General features: G+C 41.7%; 18 protein-coding genes and 2 pseudogenes. 7 read left to right on the forward strand and 13 right to left on the reverse strand.

All coding sequences use genetic code 11. The features are described 5' to 3' along the window. The first annotated feature begins 72 nt into the window (after positions 1-72). From HNW13_RS00920 to HNW13_RS00940, 5 genes are all read left to right on the forward strand, one after another. Positions 73-1,101, forward strand: coding sequence for a phosphotransferase (locus HNW13_RS00920; RefSeq protein ID WP_192114348.1), 1,029 nt, complete (start codon positions 73-75; stop codon positions 1,099-1,101). Next, the gene (gene murU, locus HNW13_RS00925; protein WP_192114349.1) at positions 1,098-1,796 is read left to right on the forward strand and encodes an N-acetylmuramate alpha-1-phosphate uridylyltransferase MurU; all 699 of its coding nucleotides are present in this window, start codon (positions 1,098-1,100) and stop codon (positions 1,794-1,796) included. The genes HNW13_RS00920 and murU overlap by 4 nt, the downstream gene beginning before the upstream one ends. Before the next feature lie 58 nt (positions 1,797-1,854). Beyond that, complete coding sequence (djlA, locus tag HNW13_RS00930; protein ID WP_011638516.1) at positions 1,855-2,628, forward strand: co-chaperone DjlA; 774 nt, start codon at positions 1,855-1,857, stop codon at positions 2,626-2,628. A gap of 46 nt (positions 2,629-2,674) precedes the next feature. Then, positions 2,675-3,628, forward strand: coding sequence for a D-2-hydroxyacid dehydrogenase (locus tag HNW13_RS00935; protein ID WP_192114350.1), 954 nt, complete (start codon positions 2,675-2,677; stop codon positions 3,626-3,628). 190 nt (positions 3,629-3,818) lie between these two features. Next, positions 3,819-4,277 (forward strand): hypothetical protein, encoded by a 459-nt coding sequence (locus HNW13_RS00940; protein ID WP_192114351.1) that lies wholly within the window; start codon positions 3,819-3,821, stop codon positions 4,275-4,277. A gap of 71 nt (positions 4,278-4,348) precedes the next feature. Here the strand turns inward: HNW13_RS00940 and purT are convergent, their stop codons facing one another. From purT to HNW13_RS00965, 5 genes are all read right to left on the reverse strand, one after another. Continuing rightward, the gene (purT, locus tag HNW13_RS00945; protein WP_192114352.1) at positions 4,349-5,539 is read right to left on the reverse strand and encodes a formate-dependent phosphoribosylglycinamide formyltransferase; all 1,191 of its coding nucleotides are present in this window, start codon (positions 5,537-5,539) and stop codon (positions 4,349-4,351) included. A gap of 325 nt (positions 5,540-5,864) precedes the next feature. Further along, positions 5,865-6,500 (reverse strand): peroxiredoxin-like family protein, encoded by a 636-nt coding sequence (locus tag HNW13_RS00950; RefSeq protein WP_192114353.1) that lies wholly within the window; start codon positions 6,498-6,500, stop codon positions 5,865-5,867. A 125-nt stretch (positions 6,501-6,625) separates the two neighbouring features. Next, on the reverse strand, positions 6,626-7,927 hold the full coding sequence (locus HNW13_RS00955) for a DEAD/DEAH box helicase (RefSeq protein ID WP_059744719.1): 1,302 nt from the start codon (positions 7,925-7,927) through the stop codon (positions 6,626-6,628). A gap of 1,069 nt (positions 7,928-8,996) precedes the next feature. After that, on the reverse strand, positions 8,997-9,359 hold the full coding sequence (locus HNW13_RS00960) for a hypothetical protein (RefSeq protein ID WP_182744177.1): 363 nt from the start codon (positions 9,357-9,359) through the stop codon (positions 8,997-8,999). Further along, positions 9,352-9,846 (reverse strand): type VI secretion system amidase effector protein Tae4, encoded by a 495-nt coding sequence (locus tag HNW13_RS00965; protein WP_182744178.1) that lies wholly within the window; start codon positions 9,844-9,846, stop codon positions 9,352-9,354. The genes HNW13_RS00960 and HNW13_RS00965 overlap by 8 nt, the downstream gene beginning before the upstream one ends. Before the next feature lie 466 nt (positions 9,847-10,312). Between HNW13_RS00965 and HNW13_RS00970 the strand changes: the two are divergent. Further along, positions 10,313-10,456: pseudogene (locus HNW13_RS00970) on the forward strand (transposase family protein); the annotation flags it as partial. Positions 10,457-10,524: 68 nt separating this feature from the next. Here HNW13_RS00970 and HNW13_RS00975 read toward each other — a convergent pair. Both HNW13_RS00975 and HNW13_RS00980 read right to left on the reverse strand, forming a co-directional pair. Beyond that, on the reverse strand, positions 10,525-11,883 hold the full coding sequence (locus HNW13_RS00975) for an NCS2 family permease (RefSeq protein WP_192114354.1): 1,359 nt from the start codon (positions 11,881-11,883) through the stop codon (positions 10,525-10,527). 559 nt (positions 11,884-12,442) lie between these two features. Continuing rightward, positions 12,443-14,230: an aminopeptidase P family protein gene (locus HNW13_RS00980; protein ID WP_192114355.1), complete on the reverse strand. Its 1,788-nt coding sequence runs from the start codon at positions 14,228-14,230 to the stop codon at positions 12,443-12,445. Positions 14,231-14,501: 271 nt separating this feature from the next. Here HNW13_RS00980 and HNW13_RS00985 point away from each other — a divergent pair, with 271 nt between their 5' ends. After that, positions 14,502-15,716 carry a Xaa-Pro peptidase family protein gene (locus tag HNW13_RS00985; RefSeq protein WP_192114356.1) on the forward strand — a complete coding sequence of 405 codons (1,215 nt, stop codon included), beginning with the start codon at positions 14,502-14,504 and terminating at the stop codon, positions 15,714-15,716. A gap of 431 nt (positions 15,717-16,147) precedes the next feature. On the opposite strand, the pseudogene HNW13_RS00990 reads toward HNW13_RS00985, so the two are convergent. From HNW13_RS00990 to HNW13_RS01015, 6 genes and pseudogenes are all read right to left on the reverse strand, one after another. Continuing rightward, positions 16,148-16,390: pseudogene (locus tag HNW13_RS00990) on the reverse strand (FKBP-type peptidyl-prolyl cis-trans isomerase); the annotation flags it as partial. Between the two features lie 51 nt (positions 16,391-16,441). Continuing rightward, positions 16,442-17,473 carry a DUF4062 domain-containing protein gene (locus HNW13_RS00995; RefSeq protein ID WP_192114357.1) on the reverse strand — a complete coding sequence of 344 codons (1,032 nt, stop codon included), beginning with the start codon at positions 17,471-17,473 and terminating at the stop codon, positions 16,442-16,444. 165 nt (positions 17,474-17,638) lie between these two features. Further along, on the reverse strand, positions 17,639-18,109 hold the full coding sequence (locus HNW13_RS01000; RefSeq protein ID WP_192114358.1) for an FKBP-type peptidyl-prolyl cis-trans isomerase: 471 nt from the start codon (positions 18,107-18,109) through the stop codon (positions 17,639-17,641). Between the two features lie 102 nt (positions 18,110-18,211). Next, positions 18,212-18,562: a DUF1294 domain-containing protein gene (locus tag HNW13_RS01005; RefSeq protein WP_192114359.1), complete on the reverse strand. Its 351-nt coding sequence runs from the start codon at positions 18,560-18,562 to the stop codon at positions 18,212-18,214. 119 nt (positions 18,563-18,681) lie between these two features. After that, positions 18,682-19,830, reverse strand: coding sequence for a DUF418 domain-containing protein (locus tag HNW13_RS01010; protein WP_192114360.1), 1,149 nt, complete (start codon positions 19,828-19,830; stop codon positions 18,682-18,684). A 217-nt stretch (positions 19,831-20,047) separates the two neighbouring features. Then, positions 20,048-20,935 (reverse strand): SPFH domain-containing protein, encoded by an 888-nt coding sequence (locus HNW13_RS01015; RefSeq protein WP_101088779.1) that lies wholly within the window; start codon positions 20,933-20,935, stop codon positions 20,048-20,050. Positions 20,936-20,940 lie beyond the last annotated feature (5 nt).

The raw sequence follows: 20,940 nt of genomic DNA on the forward strand, positions 1-20,940 counted from the left end.
ATTCCATTCTTTAGCTGTTTCCAAATGTTATGCTGGCTATAATAAAGCAATTTTTCGTTAAGAGCCATTGAGATGATTTTATCTGACCCAAGATTTGTCGCGTTAAGTAACTGGTTATACCAATATTTCGGCGATAAAGTTGCCATTAACTTGATCTGCGGCGACGCCAGTTTTCGACGCTATTTTCGTCTTCATCATCAAGGTATTGATTACATTGTTTCAGATTCACCGATCGACTTAGTGCCCATCGCGCCATTTGTGGCAATGGCCAAGGCTTATCAACATGCAGGCTTACTGGTACCCGAAGTGCTTGCAACCTGCGAAGACTATGGTTTTGTCTTACAAACTGATGTAGGCGAATTACAACTTTTGTCGGTGCTGAATAAAGACAATGTGAGCGACTATTATAAGCAGGCATTAAACTTATTGCCGGTCATTGCCACGGTAACGGAAACCGAAGATGGACCGTTAGCTGATTACGATGACGTTTTTGTGGCAAGAGAATTAGCTATTTTTGTCGATTGGTTACTAAAAGAGCATTTAGATTACGCATTGACGGATAATGAGCAACAAATGATTGCGGCTACGTTTGCAGCCTTAACCGACAATGCACTGGCGCAGCCAAAAGTGGGCATGCACCGTGATTACCATAGCCGTAATTTACTGATAAATGATCAAGCGTTAGCGGTGATTGACTTTCAAGATGCAGTGCATGGGCCAGTGACTTATGATGCGGTATCATTGCTGCGCGATTGTTACGTACGTTGGCCAGATGATATCGTTAATCACTTGATGAGATATTATTATCAGCTCGCTATAGATCACCAATTAATGGATGAAAATGTTGATTACGCTACTTATACCCAGTGGTTTGATTTAATGGGATTACAACGTCATATCAAAGCTGCGGGTATTTTTGCGCGGTTATATCATCGTGACGGCAAGCGCGGTTATCTGGCTGATATTCCATTAACCTTACAATATGTTGCTGATATTGGGATGAAATACCCACAAACTACCGATTTTAGTCTGTGGGTTCACAGGGTGATTTTACCGTTAGTAAACCACAAAAATACTAATGAGGCGGTAAGCGAAGCATGAAAGCGATGATACTGGCTGCAGGACGCGGGGAGCGTTTGCGCCCGTTAACCGACTCCTTACCTAAACCATTAGTGAGCGTTGCAGGTAAACCTTTAATTGAATATCACTTAGAAAAGCTCGCGTTAATTGGCGTGACTGAGGTTGTGATCAATCAAGCTTGGTTAGGACATAAGTTACCTGAAATGCTAGGCGATGGGAGTCGATGGGGTTTGCAGATTAACTACAGTGAAGAAACCACGGCGTTAGAAACGGCGGGGGGTATCAAGCAAGCATTACCTTGGTTGGGGGACGAACCTTTTTTGGTTATCAATGGTGATATTTTTATCGATCACTTGCCCGACATCACCTTGGCTTATAAACGCATTAACCAAGGTGAAGCACAAGCTTATTTGTGGTTAGTGGATAATCCAGAACATCATCCACAGGGCGATTTTGCTATTGATGCCCAAGGTCAATTAACCTTGAGCGATGAACAAAGGTTAACGTTTGCTGGACTGGGGATTTATCATCCTCAATTATTTAGCCAGTTGCCTGAAGGTAAACAGGCTTTGGGTCCTTTGCTTAAACAAGCCATTGGCCAGCAACAAATACAAGGTGAGCATTTTGATGCTTATTGGTGCGATGTCGGCACACTTGAGCGCCTGGATAAATTACAGCGCCGGTTAGTTGATATAGAGACTCAGTTACCGCTTTAAGCTACGCCTTTGATAATGGCTAGCTGTTTATTAATTATTAACCGTAGTGGAAAACAACATGCGAATTTGGGGTAAAGTTTTTGGATTTATCATTGGGTATATGTTCGGGCGTTTCTTTGGTGCAATTTTAGGATTATGGTTAGGCCATGCTTTTGATAGGCGCCAAGGGTTAACCTCGATAATGCGTAAAGGCAGTGAACGTCAGGCGATGTTTTTTAATTCAACATTTGCCGTAATGGGCCATGTTGCTAAAGCGTCAGGGCGAGTGACTGAAACCGATATTCGTATAGCGACCATGTTAATGGATCAAATGAAGTTGTCTGGTCAGTCTCGTATCGATGCGCAAACGGCTTTTCGTCAAGGTCGCCAAGCAGATTTTGATTTGCTAAAGCAGCTAGAACTGTTTCGACAAGCCACTCAAGGACGAGTCGAGTTAGCACAAATGTTCTTGGAAATCCAAATTCAAACTGCCTTGGCCGATGGTGAGTTACATGCCAATGAAAAGCAAATATTGTCGGTTATTGCCACTAAGCTTGGCCTTGCTGCACAACTGGATGCTTTACTGGCTCGTTGGCAAGCTGAATTTAGTCATCATCAGTCGCCACAAGGTAATAAAATGCCGCTTACTGATGCCTATGTGCTACTTGGCGTGCAAGAATCCGCTAGTGATCAAGACGTAAAACGAACTTACCGTAAGTTGATGAATGAACATCATCCAGACAAGCTTGTGGCTAAAGGCTTACCTGAAGAGATGATGGAATTAGCCAACACCAAAGCACAAGATATTCAAGCCGCTTACGAGCGCATTAAAACCTCTAGAGGAATGCGTTAGCGCAAGCCAGTAACGTATTTTTGTAAACAATGGAATGGGGTAATAAATGAAAATAGTGGTATTAGATGGTTATACACTTAATCCTGGTGATTTGAGTTGGCAAGCGCTTGAGGCTTTAGGCGAATGTGATATTTACGACCATACCACACTCGAACAAATCGTCAGTCGCTGCCAAGGTGCGCAAATCGTGCTGACCAATAAAACGCTATTGAGTGCCGCGACCTTAAAGCAACTGCCCGCATTAAGCTATATTGGTGTTCTTGCCACAGGAACCAATGTGGTCGATGTTGATGCAGCAACAGCGCAGGGTATTGTTGTCACTAATATTCCTGCTTATGGTCCTGATGCCGTAGCACAAATGGTGTTTGCCCATATTTTACATCATAAGCAACAAGTTGCCTTACATGACCAAGCCGTAAAACAAGGACAATGGGTAACGCAACGAGATTTTTGTTTTACCTTATCACCCTTAACCTCATTAAAAGGCCTCACGCTGGGTGTGGTAGGTTATGGTGATATTGGCCAACAGGTTGCCAATTTAGGTGTCGCGTTTGGCATGAAAGTGTTGATTACCAGTGCTAAACCTAAAACCAATTTACCTGATGCTATTCAATGGTGTGAACGCGACACCCTGCTTCAACAAGCCGATATTATTTCGCTGCATTGTCCGCTGAGTACAGCAACCAAATACATGATCAATAGCGACAGTTTACGCTTACTTAAACCGGGTTGTTTATTAGTGAATACCGCCCGTGGCGATTTGATTAATGAAAATGATCTCGCTCAATGGCTTAACAATGGTAACGGCTTTGCGGCAGTTGACGTGTTATCCACTGAGCCGCCAAGTAGCAATAATCCGTTACTTAGTGCAGCCAACATTACTATCACGCCGCATATTGCATGGGCGACATTACAAGCTAGACAAAATCTACTTAATATTGCGCTTGAAAATGTTCTCTATTTTCAACAAGGTAAAATGTTGAATAGAATTAACGGCTAAAGCTATCACTAAACCAACCACTTTTAACCTGTTTAGTCTCGAGTTTAAAGCTTAGATTAAAATTTAGAGTCTCGAGTTTAGAGTCTCGAGTTTAGAATTTAAAGCTTATAACTTAGATATAGTGCTGGGTGTTTAGATCTGTCATTTATAGCGTTCGATTAACACTCACAACTAGAGCGGATAACGACACATGTCACTATGGAAAGTCCTGTTTGATTTTGTTGATAAAGAACGTAGCAGATTTGATAATGTGCGCCACGATACCCATGCGCTGCAATTTGAAATTGAATCAAATATTCATTTTATTGTGGATGGTTTGGCGCAACAACTCAGTGCAGCCGACATTATCAAGGGGCTAGAAACCCAAGCGTTCGATAAAGCGATACTGTCGGGATTACATATTAGTCAGGCTAAGTTAGTACCGCGAACTATTGAGGGTTATAAAGAGTTCGATAAATACCTAGGTGAGCCAAGCGGCGTGTTGATTAAAAAACTGTACATAAAAATAACGGTACTGAAAAAACTGATTCACGCGGGTAAGCTTGATCAAGATCTTAAACTTAAAGCGCTGTTTCGTTTGCTAATGTTAGTCCACTTTCACTTAGCAGATAAACCACTGCCTAAACCAATGCCAATAGTAAAAAACTAAGCCGCAGATACTCCACGGCTTAGTTCATCGATATTCAGTTCAGCTAGGTGACAGAACAATATCCAGTGACGTTAAAACAGTACCTTGATATGGCTGGCAACGGTTTTTGCTTTTTCGACTGCTTGTTCTACCGAGTTATCGCGGGCTAACGCCACACCTAAGCGGCGACGACCATCAATGTCTGGCTTACCAAATAAGCGTAATTGGGTATCCGCGGGCGCTAAGGCTGCAGCCATGCCCTGGTAACGGATATTGGTGGATGTGCCCTCGGCAAGAATAACCGCAGAAGCACTAGGACCATGCTGCACAATATTGCTTATTGGTAATCCTAAAATCGCACGTACATGCAAGGCAAACTCAGATAAATCCTGGCTGATTAAGGTTACTAAACCTGTATCATGTGGCCTTGGCGACACTTCAGAAAAATACACTTCATCACCACGAATAAATAGCTCAACACCAAAGAGTCCATATCCACCTAATGCCTCAACAACTCGTTGGCTCATGGCTTGTGCCTTGTGTAATACCTCAGCCGACATCGCCTGCGGTTGCCACGATTCACGATAATCGCCATCTTCTTGTCTATGGCCAATAGGGTCGCAAAAGTGGATACCATTTACGGCGCTAATCGTCAGTAAGGTAATTTCGTAATCAAATGGAATAAAAGCTTCAACAATTACTCGTCCTTTACCTGCACGACCACCTTCTTGGGCGTAAGCCCATGCTTGCTGAATGGTTTGTGCTGACTTAATCACACTCTGGCCTTTACCAGACGAACTCATTACTGGCTTAACCACGCATGGAATACCAATGTCGGTAACGGCCTGTTCAAATTCAGCTAGAGTGTCACAGAAAAAGTACTTTGATGTTGGTATCGCTAAGGTTTCTGCCGCAAGTCGGCGTATGCCCTCACGGTCCATGGTGAGTTTGGCTGCGTTAGCGGTTGGCACCACATGTAAACCTTGCTGTTCTAGTTCCACTAACGTTTGGGTGGCAATAGCTTCAATCTCAGGGATCACTAAATCCGGCTTTTCAAGCTCGATAACTGCTTTTAATGCTTTTGCATCCAGCATGTTAATCACATGAAAACGATGGGCAATTTGCATTGCTGGGGCATTGGGGTAGCGATCAACTCCGATAACTTCAATTCCGTAACGTTGTAGCTCAATGGCAACTTCTTTGCCGAGTTCACCGCAACCTAATAGCATCGCCTTAATCGTGCCAGAAGTATTTGCTGTGCCAAATGTAGTAGCAATAGACATGGTATTTTACAGCCTCTGTGTAGGGATATTCTTATATACCGAACAGTGTAACGAGATGAGGTATTGAAAATCCAATATAAAATGCACTAATTGGCTAAAAACGCCTGTATTTCGAGGTTTTTTGTGATGAAAGATTGTATTTAATTACGATAAGTCTAGATGTATCGGTGTGTAGAAGTGTCGTTGTTGAAAGCACCAAGTGTGAGTGGGTAAGTGTCATAACACTATAGTGTTGTATTAGAGGGTGCTGACTCAAAAGAGTAAGTTAAAAAAGCCAACATTATTGGATTAATGTTGGCTAGATTCTATTTGAATTTGGCGTTAACTAAGGTTTAACGAGTAACTCAGCAGCGGTTAAAATTAGCTCTGGCGCAGGGCGAACCTTGTAGTTTGGATTCACATATTGAAAATGAATTAAACCACTTTTATCTGCCAAATAGACAGCTGGCACGGGTAACACTAAGCGTTTTTCACCTGCTGGGGTAGTAAACAGTTCATTGGTTACCGCTAAACTGGCAGTATATTTTTTAGTGATATCTGCACTGGTGTAATAGGCTAAACCAAATGCTTGCGATGCCGCCATTGAGGTGTCAGACAGCAATAAATAATCGAGTTCTTGTTTATTCATCGACGCGCGCATCTTTTCTGGCGTGTCTGGTGAAATACCCACTAACTGGAAACCCATTTCAAGCAATTTAGGTTCAATTGCTTTTAGCTGACCCATTTGCGAATTACAAAATGGACACCAACCGCCACGGTAAAAGAAGAATATCGTCGGCTTTTTCGCCACAAGCTTACTGAGTTCAACCGCTTTACCATCAACATCTTGCAGGGTTATTGCTGGTATCTGGTGGCCATTGAGCAGTGGCATGACATTGTTCTCGTCACTGGCAATAGGCTTAGCCACACTGGCTAAACTGGTTAACGTAAGTGCGGTGGCAATAAGCAGAGTTTTTAACATGATAAGTCCTTATAGAGTAATGTCCCGACTAAAGTAGACCTCATAACCACACAATTAATTTCATTCAAACACAAAAAAAGCGCCTAAGCGCTTTTTTCTATTACCATTAACTCTTTCGAGTTGAGTTATTTAATCTTTTTGTATTTAACCGTGCTGCTGACTTTACCCACTTTAACACGACGTCCGTCCATGTTTTTCTCAGCAATCATCTGGGCGCCAGCGTTATCACCACGTTGTTGTTTTTTAGCAAAACTACGGCGCTTTTCAATCTGCTTAAGCAGTACTTCACGGCTACCCACTTCATAACCCGGTACTGTGACTCGACGAATTGGCTGACCGATTAGCTTTTCAATATCAGCTAGGGTGCGTTCTTCTTCGCGGCTCACAAACGAAATTGCCACACCGGTTTTACCTGCACGACCTGTACGGCCAATACGGTGGACGTAATCTTCGGCTAAAAATGGTAAATCGTAGTTAACAACGTATTCAAGATTTTTAATATCAAGGCCACGAGCGGCGACTTCGGTGGCCACTAATACGCGAATTTTACCTTCAACAAATTCACGTAACGCACGACGACGGCTGCCTTGTGCTTTCTCGCCATGAACCACACCCGATGGAATACCATCTAAGTTAAGCTCTTTGACCAATTTGTCTGCTGCGTCACGAGTCGCGGTAAACACCAACACTTGTTGCCAGTTTTTGGTACCAATAAGTTCAGATATTAATTCACGTTTACGGCGCTGCTCTACTGGATATACCACCTGGCTAACGGTGTCGGCAGTAGTGTTTTGTTTATCAACAGTAATCACTTTAGGCTTTTCAAGCATGTCATTCGCTAGCTTTTTAACCTCAGAAGAGAAGGTCGCAGAAAACAACATGTTTTGACGCTTTTTGTTTACTGCTTGGAGAATCTTTTTAATGTCAGCACTAAAGCCCATATCCAGCATACGGTCTGCTTCATCGAGTACTAAAAACTCAACATTCGACAAACTTAAGTTACACGCCACAATGTGTTCAAGTAAACGACCTGGTGTAGCAACAATAACGTCGGCACCGCGTTTAAGTTTTTGTGATTGGGTCTCTATTTTAACGCCACCATAAATGGTTAATACCGTTAAATTAAGATGCTTACTGTAAGCGCTAATGTTGTCTGCAACCTGTGCGGCAAGCTCACGAGTTGGAGTCAGAATTAAGGTACGAGTGTTAGACGGCATCGTCTCTTTTGGGTTATCACACATTCTTTGTAATATAGGCAGTGCAAATGCTGCTGTTTTACCTGTGCCTGTTTGAGCGCTTGCTAGGACATCTTCACCACGACGGATTGCCGGGATCGCTTGTTGTTGAATTGGCGTCATAGATTGATAACCGCACTCAGCGATCGCGCGTAATATTTCTGGGGCGAAGCTAAAAGATTCGAATTTCATGGTGCGGTTCCTGTATGTACATCAAAACAAAGCGATTTAGTTGCAACAAGCTAAGTTAGCTGCACAAGGTCAATCTAGAGTATTTGGGCCTATAGCCATTGTTAATGGCAGATATCATGCTTAACTGGGTTGATTAACGTCTTAGGATAGTTGAAAAACGTTAAGCTTGAATGATACACCCCCATTGAGTGCCATCGATAAGCGGCCGCGGAGTATAACAAACTTTTGTTTAAATCCTGAACTTTATCTGTGCCTAACGATAAGATTTTTTAGCGGAGAATTGTTTAGATGATATGGATTGATAGTCATGGCAATTACAGCATCTTAAGTGCGGGGCTGCTAACTCGTTTTTGGACAGAAGTGGATTAGAACTTATCTTTTTATATAAGTTTACCCTGATTCCACTAAATGCGGCTATATTTTAGCTTATGGTTTATAACTTATGGCCTGCGGCCACTAACGTCGTGGCGCTTCGCCCACACCAGACCAAGAGGAAACCAACGGCTGTTCCCTCTTTACTATTTATAAAAAAATTGGCCCAGCCGCCCCGCAACATTTTCAAACAGCGAAAAGGTCGCCATGGGGATTTATCCAGCTTTTTACTTAGTTTGTAGTCTGCTTCGGCCCATTTTGCAATAAAGAGTAAAAATGCTATCGCCTCCGATGGGGTGTCTGAAGTGAATGGATCCACGAATGTCGTGGTGGCAGGACGCCAAAGAACGACCTGTATCGCGAAAGCTAGCCTGACGTCCTGTCAGGCTCACGCATTTTTTTATAAAGAGTCTTCAACGGCTTCAAGTTCAGAGTTAAATTTAGACTTTTGCAAGCGTTACTAACTCGTTTTTGGACACAAACGTGATAGAGCTGAGAGTCTAAAGGTGCTTCTCTGGATTAGGACATCTATGGTAATCAAATAAATTTTACTCTGCCCCTACATACCTAAAAGCATCGCTGGGAGAGCTGTGGTGGTGCAGAAAACGTTATTGAAGGTTATTGAACGTTATTCTAGTGAATTTAAACCACGATGTCACTCAGATTAAGAGTGTCATCGCAGGTGTTTATTTTAACACTATAATTTTCTTATACCATTAAGCTTATTTAGGAATTGTTGATCTTTTTTAAGGATAAAACACTTCAAAAGCTCAATATCTGTATTTTCTTTACTTGATACGTCAGGGGCGTATTCTTTGACTAATATTGCTGTTTGTTCGAATTTTTCAGCCGAATAATGACTTAATTCTACAATGCCAGAAGTTATTTTTTTGATGTCAGATAAATCATAGTCTTTTGATTTAAAATACCAAAACATACAATTAGACTCAGCGAAATCGAGTAAGTCATCAGAATGATATTTATTTTTTTTTACTTCAGAACACCCAAACAAAATTAATGCACTACAAATAAAGAGTGATGCTAATTTATATTTAATCATTAGATGCTTCCCAAAAATGAATTTTGTGTGATACATCGCCATAACCTTGGTAAACGCAGTTTGATCCATCCCAAAGATCTGCATGTCCGGTCGCATCAGACCATCCATTTACTTCATAAATAATTATACCCTTGCGGTTTTTAATATTATTTTCATATTCCTCTGGTGTGAAGGATTCTGGTGCACCATAGTTTTCAGTTAAATATTTTTTTAATATTTTTACTCTAAAAATGTACCAGTCTTTATTTCTGCCAGAGGACACTTGTCCCTCAAGTTTTCCGTTGGGACCAACGGCTTTGTAAAAAGGGATTTTATGTAAGCCTCCTGAACCGTTAAGAGCTTTAGATACTCTCGTTGCACATGCATTTCCAAACACACCAATATCAAAATTCAGTTCAACTTTACCTCCAATCTGCTTAAAAACAGCAGGGGCTGGAAATGCTGGGTAGTTTTTTTTCAAGATATCCCAATTGGGCATTTTTTTCATAAACATTCCTTTAACAATGAGTCGTCTAAAAATAAGTATTTATTCTGGCGTGAAATTATTTAGCATATAGCAAAATTTTTAATATATTATTTTTATTATATAATTCCAGCAGAATATCAGATGAATGTATTTAAATAAATTATCCATTAGGGTGTATTTAGAGGGGGATGAACTACAATTCATTATATTCAGGACTAGTGAATACTTAAGCTCTAAATTTACCATTTAATATCATTTTTTCTGCTTACTCAATTTGGGAATATGTTGTTCTAATAGGTTCAATGTCATACGCTTAAGTAACACCATTATTTTCTAATATTCTCTGTCTCAAATACGGGAATGTATGCTGAAATTCAACTATGAAGAAACCAGGGCGAGATCGTGAATGTTTTTCAATCAATTTAATGGACGATCTGACGTTAACATTTAGCTATGATCTTATACTCCCTTTTTCCGGGAGCTCACCATGCATATTGACCACTTCAAAGAGACTTTTCAAACCATAACTGACTAACGCCAACGGGCTAAAGTGACCTATTGCCTTTTTGAGGTTTTGTTTGGTTCTATATATGCCGTTATTGCAGGAGCTAAAGGCTGGTTTGATATTCGATAATATTTCCGTCAATAACAAAAAGGCCAGCCTCGACGGCTGGCCTTAATATTGAATTTACAATTGGGTTAAATCGCCCAGCCACCCATGTAAAAGGCGACTAAACCGAGAGTGATTAAGATAACCCCAAGTCGCAGTTTACGCCACTCGCCACTGCATATGCGGCCAATAACCAAGGTAACAAACCCAAGCATAATCCCAGTAACGATATTACAGCTTAAAATAATAAATACCGCGCAGGTTAAGCCTGCCATTGCATCCACTTTATCGTCAAAATTAAGCTTGGTGACGTTACTTAGCATCAGTAATCCAACATACATTAGCGCTGGAGCTGTCGCATAAACAGGTACTAAAAAGCTTAACGGCGCTAAAAACATCATTATCAAAAATAGTAAGCCGACGATGGTCGCGGTCAGGCCGGTTTTGCCACCTGCTGCAGTTCCCGCTGCGGACTCAATATAAACAGCGGCTGGAGCGCCGCCGACTACGCCAGCAAAAATACTGCTGACAGAGTCTGATGTCAGTGCTTTTCCACCACCAACAATATTGTCTTTATCATCGAGAAGTTCCGCTTGTCCTGCAACCGCTCTAATTGTGCCTGTTGCATCGAAGATAGCGGTCATCACTAATGCCAACACAATAGGCAGTACCACTGGATTCAGTGCGCCCATAATATCGAGCTGGCCAATAAGCGACGTTTCAGACATCAAATCAGGCAAAGCAAATAGGCCTTGATAAGTTACGCTAGGATCAAATATTAACCCAAAGATCGATAGCCCGACGATGACCAGCAATATGCCACCCGGCGTGCCTCGGCGCTCAAGCCCAATTGTCATAGCAAGACCAATTATTGTTGCTATAACCGGTAAACTATTAATATCACCAAGCTTTACGGGTAAACCGGCATCGTTTGATACAATCAATTTCACGCTATTGGTCGCGATAAGCAGTAAAAACAAACCAATACCAATACCTGTACCGTGAGCGATACCGGTTGGCAAGTTAGTGAGTACCCATTGACGAATACCGGTGACACTTACAAGTGTAAATACGATACCCATTAGGAAAATAGCGCCAAGGGTGACAGGAATCGATATTCCCTGGCCTAGCACCATGCTAAATGCAGTAAATGCAGTGAGTGAAATTGCGCAACCGATGGCCATCGGCAAATTAGCCCATAATCCCATGAGCAACGAACCAAACGCGGCAATTAAACAGGTAGCGATAAATACCGCCGCAGGATCAAACCCCGCAGTGCCCAACATGTTTGGCACCACAATCACCGAATAAACCATAGCCAAAAACGTCGTTAAGCCAGCAATGACTTCACGTTTTAAGGTACTTCCACGGGCAGAAATATTGAAATAGCGATCCAAAAACGAATCAGAAACAGCAGCAGAATTAGAGAGAGTCTGTTCAGACTTCATAGTGATGATACCTTTTGATCTCTTAAATTATCAGTTAACCAATGGTTATTCATTGGCGACACGGCTATGGCAGGTAGAGCCCCAAACGAGAACGACTTAGGTGAGAGATCCACTTGGCGCATATAGCGTTAGTGACCTGCGAGTATTGTGGTAAACAAATTTGTTATACACATGTCTGGTAAAATTTACTCTTACCAACACAGCCTTTGTTGGCGCGGAGTTTACAACAATCGACAATGGGGAAATAGGAAGCGGCTAACATTTTTTTGCTATGTGGGTAAAAAACGTACCCAAAAAACAGATTGCTCGTATATCTCACCATAAAAGTCACTCGCTGTTGTAATCACTGCCTTTGAGTATTCAACACTAATAACTGATTACCGTCTTGGCATGGCAATTAATACCATTTTTTAGGAATTATAATGTTTGCTGTGAGTCGGTAGATTCACTGGCGCTTTAGTTTGCACTTGATGGTGCTTTAATTCAAAGGGCTTTGGACATGTTATTGCTCCAAAGCCCTATATTCAGTGCTTACGCGTTATGTTGAACTGGATGGCGCTTAAATCGCGACAGTCACTTTATTGAGCCATGCTAACTCGTCACCTTGCATTAATGGCGCTAAGGTTTGACGAACTTTTTGCTGATATTGATTAAACCAGTTCACTTCAAAATCAGTTAACAATGACTTATCGATTAAGCGTGCATCCATTGGAATATGGGTTAATACATCAAACTCATACATTTCACGCTCTGCACCTGCCAATGCTTGGCAATGTTGCACTGTGACTAGGTTTTCGATGCGAATACCAAAACCATCGGCGCGGTAATAACCAGGCTCATTCGACAATACCATTCCTGGTAGTAATGCCACGCCATTGACGTTTTTACCAATGCGCTGCGGGCCTTCGTGAACACTTAGAAAGTGACCGACACCATGGCCCGTTCCGTGGTCATAATCAAAACCATGCTGCCATAAATACTGACGAGCAAATGCATCGAGTTGCACACCAGAGGTGCCTTTAGGGAAGCGGGCTGTATCAAGGGCTATGTGGCCTTTTAATACCAGCGTGACCATTTTTCTCTGCTCGTCTGTCACCTTGCCAATGGCGATGGTGCGGGTGACGTCGGTGGTGCCGTCTATGTACTGAGCGCCAGAATCGACCAAGTAAATACTGTTCATGGTCATGGTGCTTGGGGTGCCATTATTATGGTTGTAATGGCACATAGCGGCATTGGCACCAGTGGCTGAAATAGTGTCAAAGCTTGGCTCGCGATACAGCGAGTCTTGCAATCTAAAGCTCTCTAATTTGTCAGCAAGTTGTGCTTCATCGTGCATAATGTTCTGTTCAACTTGGCTGTCTAACCAGGCTAAAAAGCGGCTGACGGCAACACCATCACGAATATGACACGCTCGTATACCAGCTAATTCGGCGTTATTTTTTTGTGCTTTAGGTAATGCAACCGGGTCGGTACCCACAATCAGTTTAGCACCGCCTTTTTGTGCCAGTAATTGCGAATAGGCGTTGGCAGAATGAGGGTCGGCCAATAGCTTAACGCCATTCATTTGCGCTAATACGGTTGCCAGTTCTGCTTCATCTTTAAAGCTCACCCCAGCACCTACGTGTTGTTCAATATTTTGCGGCACTTTAGCTAAATCGGTAAAAAATGTCATATCGCCATTACTAGATAATAATCCGCAGCCAAGTATGACGGGGAAGCGTGGAACGTCATTACCACGGATATTCAGTAACCAACAACATGAATCTAATGCGGCAACAAGGGCAACATCGGCGCCTTGCTTGTTAACCAGCTGACCAATTTGTTGACGTTTGTCGACGCTATTACGTCCTGCACCTTGGTGGCTAAATAACGTCATGGTGGATGCTGACGGTGCAGGGCGGTCTAACCAACTCACATCAATCGGGTTGCTATCTACTTCAACTAAATTGATTTGGGCTTTATCAAATTGCGCTTTGGTTTGTTGATACCAAGCAAGGGTATGTAAGCGACTGTCGATGCCGACGTTAGCGCCTGCAGCTAATGTATCAATTAACCAGTCAATTTGCGGGTCGTCATACAGGCTTAAATATTCAAATAAGTTACCGTCTACTTGTTGGCGTACTTGCACTGTGTAACGGCCGTCGGTAAATATTGCTGCGCGGTCTTTTAACACGATTGCCATGCCAGCAGAACCCGTAAAACCAGTGGCCCAATGTAAACGTTCATTACGAGCAGGGACATACTCACCTAAATATTCGTCAGCTCGAGGAATGATGAATGCATCTATTTGGTTTACTTCAAGCTGTTGGCGAATGGCGTTAAGACGCGTAGCAATAATATTGGACATGGTTTCTCCGTTGGAGGCGACTGATGAACTCAGCTCTGTAGAATGAACTGCGATTATCGCAAGCGTGACGGCAAACTGGCAAGTGAAGTCGCTGACATAATGTGGAGCAGACTGATTAAAATTGTAAACTTATATTGTATACAATGGTAACAAAGCGATACAGACGGTATCCTTGTTGATATTGATTATCTTGTATATTTAAACAAGGTAAGATGATTTGATTTCCACAGACTCTAAATAAATAACAATAAAAATAACCAAAGGAAAACCTATGACAATCGGTGTCGGCGGCGTTAGCCCGCAACAAGCATTAGCCACACTCACGAATATGACTCACGGTGTAGCAGCGATAAGTGATGATGAATTTAATCAACGAATTCAACATGCACAACGATTGATGGCGCAACATGGTTTAGAAGCAATCTATGTGAATGCTGGTACTAATTTGTACTATTTTACGGGTACTCGTTGGTTTTCTAGCGAACGTATGGTGGGTGCTATTATCCCCGCTGTGGGTGAGGTTCAGTATATTGCACCTGCATTTGAACTCGACACGTTACAGGGTTATATGACCATAAAAGGTCAAGTAAATACGTGGCATGAAGATGAAAGCCCATATCAGTTATTTGCCGACGTGCTGGATAACATCGGCTTGAACCAAGCAAAAATCGGTATTGATGAATCAACCGCCTTTTTTATTAGCGATGGCATTGCCCAAGCAGCTCCTCAGCATCGATTTGTAAGTGCGACAACAGTAACGGCAGGGTGTCGGATGATTAAGTCGGTTGCTGAAATTGCCTTAATGCAACGCGCTAAAGACATGACCCTTGAAGTGCATAAAGCCACCGCCAGTATCTTACGTGAGGGCATCACCACTGCAGAAGTGGAAGACTTTATTAACCAAGCTCACTATGCCGTGGGCGCAGCCAAAGGTTCGTATTTTTGCATCGTGCTATTTGGTGAAGATACCGCTTATCCGCATGGGGTTAAATCACCTAAAGCGCTTGAGAAAAATGACACGGTATTGATTGACACCGGTTGCCAGTTACAAGGCTATAACTCTGATATTACTCGCACTTATGTATTTGGTGAGCCTAATGCTCGTCAGCGTCAATTATGGCAACTTGAGCAAGATGCACAAATTGCTGCTTTTGATGCTGCTACGTTAGGGACTCTGTGTAGTGACGTGGATGCAGCTGCTCGTGTCGTGTTAGAAGCCGCAGGCTTTGGTCCAGATTACAACGTGCCAGGTTTACCTCATCGTACTGGTCATGGTATCGGTTTAGATATTCATGAATGGCCATATTTGGTGCGTAATGATGTTACCCCGCTGGCAGTGGGCATGTGTTTTAGCAACGAGCCAATGTTATGTGTACCTGGGGAATTTGGGATCCGTCATGAAGACCATTTTTACATGACAGCGCAAGGGCCTAAATGGTTTACAGCGCCTGCGAAGTCGATTGATGATCCGTTTTATCTAGCATGATATTTTTTTAATTATCACTGACAAATATAGTCAGCTTAACGTCGTGGCGCTTCGCCCACACCCGACCAAGAAGGGAAACACTGCTTTCCCCTCTTGGATCACCCCAGCAGCTCCGACAAAGTGTTGATCCTCATAGCATAACAAAAATCGCCTAACGGCTCAGATGGTACATCCATGTACCCCTGAGTCTGTGTCATCATCCATGATGTCACTACGGCATTTTTATCACGCTATTTCGGACACTTCGGACGGAGAATCCTTGAAGCTGCAGATTTATGAGTTTTTATTAAGTTGTTTTCGGGGAACTGGAGGATTAAGAAAAATTAGCTAAGTGGTATGAGTCAAGCAATAGCAAAAAGCCTCCGCTATGGAGGCTTTGGGTTTTTGGTGTAGTTCTTAGTGTGAAAACTATGTCATCTATTATTTAATTTTTAGTTAATTTCAAATAACTCAACATCAAAAATCAATACTGAACCACCTTCAATTTTACCGGTTGAGCGATTGCCGTAAGCCAATTGGCTTGGAATATAAAAACGGAATTTATCGCCAATACTCATGAGTTGTACACCTTCGGTCCAACCGGCTATCACTTGATTTAAACCAAAGCTGATTGTTTCGCCGCGATCAACCGAGCTGTCGAATACGCTACCGTCAATGAGTGTGCCGTTGTAATAACAACTACAGTTTTAGTGTATAATACTGTTTATACTAATTAATTTTTTTATTCATAGTATTGTGAAAAGTTGTTCAAGAATGTTTTTTTGAGTTGTTTCATCCACTTCCTTCAGAGCTTCGAATGCTTCTTGAATACCTGTATGAATAACATTTTTTTTCATGTCTTTATAAATTTCCCATAACAGTTTTGCTTTAGTTGCATTGTGAGAATGTAGGTAAGCTGCGAGCCCATTTTGTTCTTCGAAAACATCAATATTAAATGCCGTAGTGGCTTCTAAATATTCATACCATTTATCGTAATCTTGGATATTTGGAAGCACGGTTGCATTAATCATTATGAACTCGCTGGTCCCAAAATATTCATACATCCACCCTAAAAAGCTTTCTGCTTTGGCTTTTAATTCAACTTCACTGATTTTTTCCTCTGCATGCTCAGCATCGGTTGAACGAAGTAGTATCTTGATTAACTCTTCAGATTTTTTTGATGCAATAGTGAGGTCATCTATCAATCTATTGGTTATCTTTGCATGGTCATTTCTTGTTCTTTCAGCTAACAAGTCATACATCATTCCTGCCCATTGCTTCTTTAGATAGCTTTCCATATCTGCAAAGTTGTTAAATGAAACTAAGGCATTGTTAATAATGTTTTTTCTTACTTCATCAATGAAGCTAAAAATCTTAATGTTGTCGATACTTGGATATGTTATTTGCTCAAAAAAATCAGGATTACTTTTCTTGTTTGAAAGATAAGTATGATGGTCTGAATAAACTGCATTCTCAACTAACGCAAAAATAGGAATCTTATTTTTGACAGCTTCTCGATACTCATTATTAGTAATAGACCCTTCTTTGTCTTTATGTTCACCACCGTATCGCCCGCCAATGATCAAGATGAACAATTGGCAAGTAGCAACTTCACTCAGGCAAGCGTCATGTGTATGTGTATCTACACCGTAGTAAACATCACCATCGTCAGAAAGTACTGGCTCGTAACCTATGGTTTTAACAAAGTATTTCAGGTTTTCTCTGATATGTTTTAAGTCGTAACAAGTGGAACTGATAAAGACTCTAGGGATAGCCAATGTGTAATCCTTTACTGGGCGATAGTTGAAAAATATCGGGTTATTATTGTTATGTTTAACCTGTTGGTTAGAACTGTCAACAACAGTTTAAAATTAATAAAGTACTTAGTAACTCAGAAAATGCAAAAGCCTCCCGAAGGAGGCTTTCATCTACGGAACAGACAATTAGTTGATTTCAAATAACTCAACATCAAAAATCAGTACTGAACCACCTTCAATTTTACCTGTTGAGCGATTGCCGTAAGCCAATTGGCTTGGAATATAAAAACGGAATTTGTCGCCAATACTCATGAGTTGTACACCTTCGGTCCAACCGGCTATCACTTGATTTAAACCAAAGCTGATTGTTTCGCCGCGATCAACAGAGCTGTCGAATACGCTACCGTCAATGAGTGTGCCGTGATAATGCACGGTAACCTTACTTTTTGCGCTAGGGTGTTCAGTATTCTCGCTTTTAACGAGTACTTCATATTGTAAGCCAGATAAGGTTTGGCTGACGCCTTCGCGTTTGGCATTTTCAGCTAAAAAAATCTTACCTTTCTCAATATTTTCTTTAGCGGCTTTAGAATTGTTAGATTGAGTGAAAAAATAAAAAATAACGCCCGCAATGACCAGCACGGCCAAAATCATACGCATAATTGATCTCGAATTGTTGGGTAGATAGTGTGGCTAGTTTAGCGTAAAAATTGCTGAGCTAATACTCATCAACACGATTGAAGCGACAATTGAACCAACAGCTTAACGGTATGCGTCTAATAACGGATGCCACAGCTGATAACACAATAAGCTGACTCCAACTGAGTTGAGTATGATGCAACACCACAATATCCGTTTAAAAGACGATTTTTGGGTTTTATGACGTAAGTGATACTGGCCGAGTAGCGCTGCTGGCCAGCCGCCAATTAAAGAAAAAAACTGTAAGGTGCTTTCTTTTATGCGCCATTGCCCCTGTTTAGCGGCAGATTTATCACGATAATACAAACTATAAGTGACCAGATTAATTAGGCCATATACCCCAGCTAACCAGGGCTGAATAGTGGCAAAAATAGCGCCAATGAGCAGCAACATCAACCAAGCAAACTTATTCATTTTAGTGCCTGCTCTGTGAGATTAACTTTATCATATTGATTTCGTCATACTGATGAGACCAATCAGCATTGCACACAATGGTAGTTGCATAGATTCTTCTTTTAAATGTATATTTTTCATTAGCTTGTGCGGGAGACTAACACACGCCAAAGCTTTTCTAATGGGCCTTGATTGAATTTTCGTAAATAGACATCCGCTAACAACAGTTGAAATACACTGTAGATAATCGCAATTGAGACGTAACCTATCCTGTCTAGTGAGTACAGCCAGTCTGGTGCGATATAACGTAACAGTAAAATACCGACTATTGACTGGAGAATGTACAAACTAAACGCCATCCGCCCGACGTTTTGCAGTAGTTTCAGTCTATGTGGCGTATTTTGGCAGAATTTAACAATAATGTGGATATAAATCAAAGCTGTCGCAATAGCGCTGAACCACAATAAAAGATCAGACATCGACTCCAACATCTGATTGCCACTTAGACTTAATATCGAGTCTAATGATGCTAATGTGATGGCCCAAAATACACATTGCCACAGGGTTTTATTATCCAATCCATCAACAAAGATATTGCGTTTATATAACGCCATCCCTAAAAGCATTAAGCCGGTGATATACCACATTAACGTTAATGGAATAACCGCCAGCATGTACGCAAACATGGTTAGGTGCAGGGTCAGTTGTTGTTGGTAGCTACCGGTCCAAGCAGCAAGTTGCTCGATGAAGAAAGCTGAATCTCGTGAATAAACTTGATCGTCTGGCATGAGCGAAATAAGTGCGATGGGTATAAATGATAAAAAGATAAACCATTTAGCTTTACGGATTAGTTCATCGGCATTGAGGCTAATGTAGCGAAAAGCCAATAATCCACTGACACCATAAGACAATAATATATCGCCAGGAAAGATGAAAATAGCGTGTATTACGCCAAAGGCAATTAACCAATACAGACGGCTTTTTATGCGTTTATTCTGCTGAGTAGTGGTGGCTGTCTCCATTCTCATTTGCTGGCGTTGGTATTGGATTAGCATTCCCACCCCAAAAATCATCGCAAATAGGCTAAAGAAACGACCTTCTAAAAAGAAATTGCTAAAAATGAGTAGGATAATGTCGCTGGTGGGTTGAACCTCATGAGGAGCGTAACCGAAAAAACTATTGCCCATAAAATAGATATTAAGGAAGAAAATACCTAATACGCCAAGCCCTCTGATAGCGTCAAGATTAGCCAAACGTGCTTGTTTGATTGGAGCGCTATGCTCATCCATGTTCGTTGCAGTGTTAATCGCTTAATTCCTTTTACTTTTAGCTGTTTATAAACCCTCTTTATTCATTAAAGAGGCGCTGTTAGAGATTACCAGCCAAATACGGTAATGCAACTAGATAATGCGTTTAGGGAAGGGGAACGATTATAAAAAAACCAAGCGATTAGCTTAATGCCGCACGCTTGGTTTGTTAAGTATTTTGTGAAGTAAGTCGGCAGGCTTATTTGGTTGTTTGTACTTCAAGGAACGGGATCGTACCTGTAGGTAGCATAGTTGTTGGTAAGCGCCCATCCCAACGTTCCGCTTTAGTCAATTCAACTAAATTTTGATTTTGCGCTAGCGCTTCAGCACGAATTTTAATGGCTGATGCTTCTGCATTACCTTTAATACGGATACTTTCAGCTTCGGCAATTGCTCGTGCCAATTGTGAGTCCGCTTCCGCTTGTGCTTGAGTGACAGCAATTTGGGCACTAACACGCTCTTTTTCAAGATTCTGTAATTGGGTTTGTACTTCTACTTCTGCACGCATTCTGTCTTCTACTGATTTCTCGTATGCGTTGCTAAAGTCGATATTTTCAATCTGTACCGAATTAATGGTCACCGGGCCTTTAATTGATTTAGTAATGGCGTCAGTCACATCAATACCAAACTTGATACGTTCTTGGACCGCAGAAATAGCCGTATACTTACCAAAAATATTCTCAATTTGGGTTGGCACTTGGCGGTCGAGTAAGCGTGACACCATTAAGTCGATACTTTTGAAATTAGCATATACTTCTTCAACACGATCTGGCGGTATGCTAAATGTGACAGATGCGCGTAAGGTGGCTGGTTGTTGATCGCGGCTATACGCCTGTAAACCTTGGTAGTTTGCGGTGTGAGTTTGGGTTGATATTTTAACCACGGTATCCATCAGTGGAATTTTAAATCCAAGACCGGGTTCTGCAGTATCAATAATTTTACCGTTACGCAGTAATACCCCACGTTCGCCCTGATCAATGGTATACCAGCTACCATATAAACTGATCAGCATTAGCAGTAAAACTGCGACAGGAATGATTTTACCGAGATGATTTGTGTTAGCTTGCGCCAGACCATTTTTTAACATTATGC

Source organism: Shewanella sp. BF02_Schw (genome assembly GCF_014596695.2).
GTDB lineage: Bacteria > Pseudomonadota > Gammaproteobacteria > Enterobacterales > Shewanellaceae > Shewanella.

What these genes read in the sequence shown, in the direction of transcription:
- HNW13_RS00920 (WP_192114348.1), top strand. Translation starts at nt 73, where the DNA reads ATGATTTTATCTGACCCAAGATTTGTCGCGTTAAGTAACTGGTTATAC.
- murU (WP_192114349.1), top strand. Translation starts at nt 1,098, where the DNA reads ATGAAAGCGATGATACTGGCTGCAGGACGCGGGGAGCGTTTGCGCCCG.
- djlA (WP_011638516.1), top strand. Translation starts at nt 1,855, where the DNA reads ATGCGAATTTGGGGTAAAGTTTTTGGATTTATCATTGGGTATATGTTC.
- HNW13_RS00935 (WP_192114350.1), top strand. Translation starts at nt 2,675, where the DNA reads ATGAAAATAGTGGTATTAGATGGTTATACACTTAATCCTGGTGATTTG.
- HNW13_RS00940 (WP_192114351.1), top strand. Translation starts at nt 3,819, where the DNA reads ATGTCACTATGGAAAGTCCTGTTTGATTTTGTTGATAAAGAACGTAGC.
- purT (WP_192114352.1), bottom strand. Translation starts at nt 5,539, where the DNA reads ATGTCTATTGCTACTACATTTGGCACAGCAAATACTTCTGGCACGATT.
- HNW13_RS00950 (WP_192114353.1), bottom strand. Translation starts at nt 6,500, where the DNA reads ATGTTAAAAACTCTGCTTATTGCCACCGCACTTACGTTAACCAGTTTA.
- HNW13_RS00955 (WP_059744719.1), bottom strand. Translation starts at nt 7,927, where the DNA reads ATGAAATTCGAATCTTTTAGCTTCGCCCCAGAAATATTACGCGCGATC.
- HNW13_RS00960 (WP_182744177.1), bottom strand. Translation starts at nt 9,359, where the DNA reads ATGATTAAATATAAATTAGCATCACTCTTTATTTGTAGTGCATTAATT.
- HNW13_RS00965 (WP_182744178.1), bottom strand. Translation starts at nt 9,846, where the DNA reads ATGAAAAAAATGCCCAATTGGGATATCTTGAAAAAAAACTACCCAGCA.
- HNW13_RS00975 (WP_192114354.1), bottom strand. Translation starts at nt 11,883, where the DNA reads ATGAAGTCTGAACAGACTCTCTCTAATTCTGCTGCTGTTTCTGATTCG.
- HNW13_RS00980 (WP_192114355.1), bottom strand. Translation starts at nt 14,230, where the DNA reads ATGTCCAATATTATTGCTACGCGTCTTAACGCCATTCGCCAACAGCTT.
- HNW13_RS00985 (WP_192114356.1), top strand. Translation starts at nt 14,502, where the DNA reads ATGACAATCGGTGTCGGCGGCGTTAGCCCGCAACAAGCATTAGCCACA.
- HNW13_RS01000 (WP_192114358.1), bottom strand. Translation starts at nt 18,109, where the DNA reads ATGCGTATGATTTTGGCCGTGCTGGTCATTGCGGGCGTTATTTTTTAT.
- HNW13_RS01005 (WP_192114359.1), bottom strand. Translation starts at nt 18,562, where the DNA reads ATGAATAAGTTTGCTTGGTTGATGTTGCTGCTCATTGGCGCTATTTTT.
- HNW13_RS01010 (WP_192114360.1), bottom strand. Translation starts at nt 19,830, where the DNA reads ATGGATGAGCATAGCGCTCCAATCAAACAAGCACGTTTGGCTAATCTT.
- HNW13_RS01015 (WP_101088779.1), bottom strand. Translation starts at nt 20,935, where the DNA reads ATGTTAAAAAATGGTCTGGCGCAAGCTAACACAAATCATCTCGGTAAA.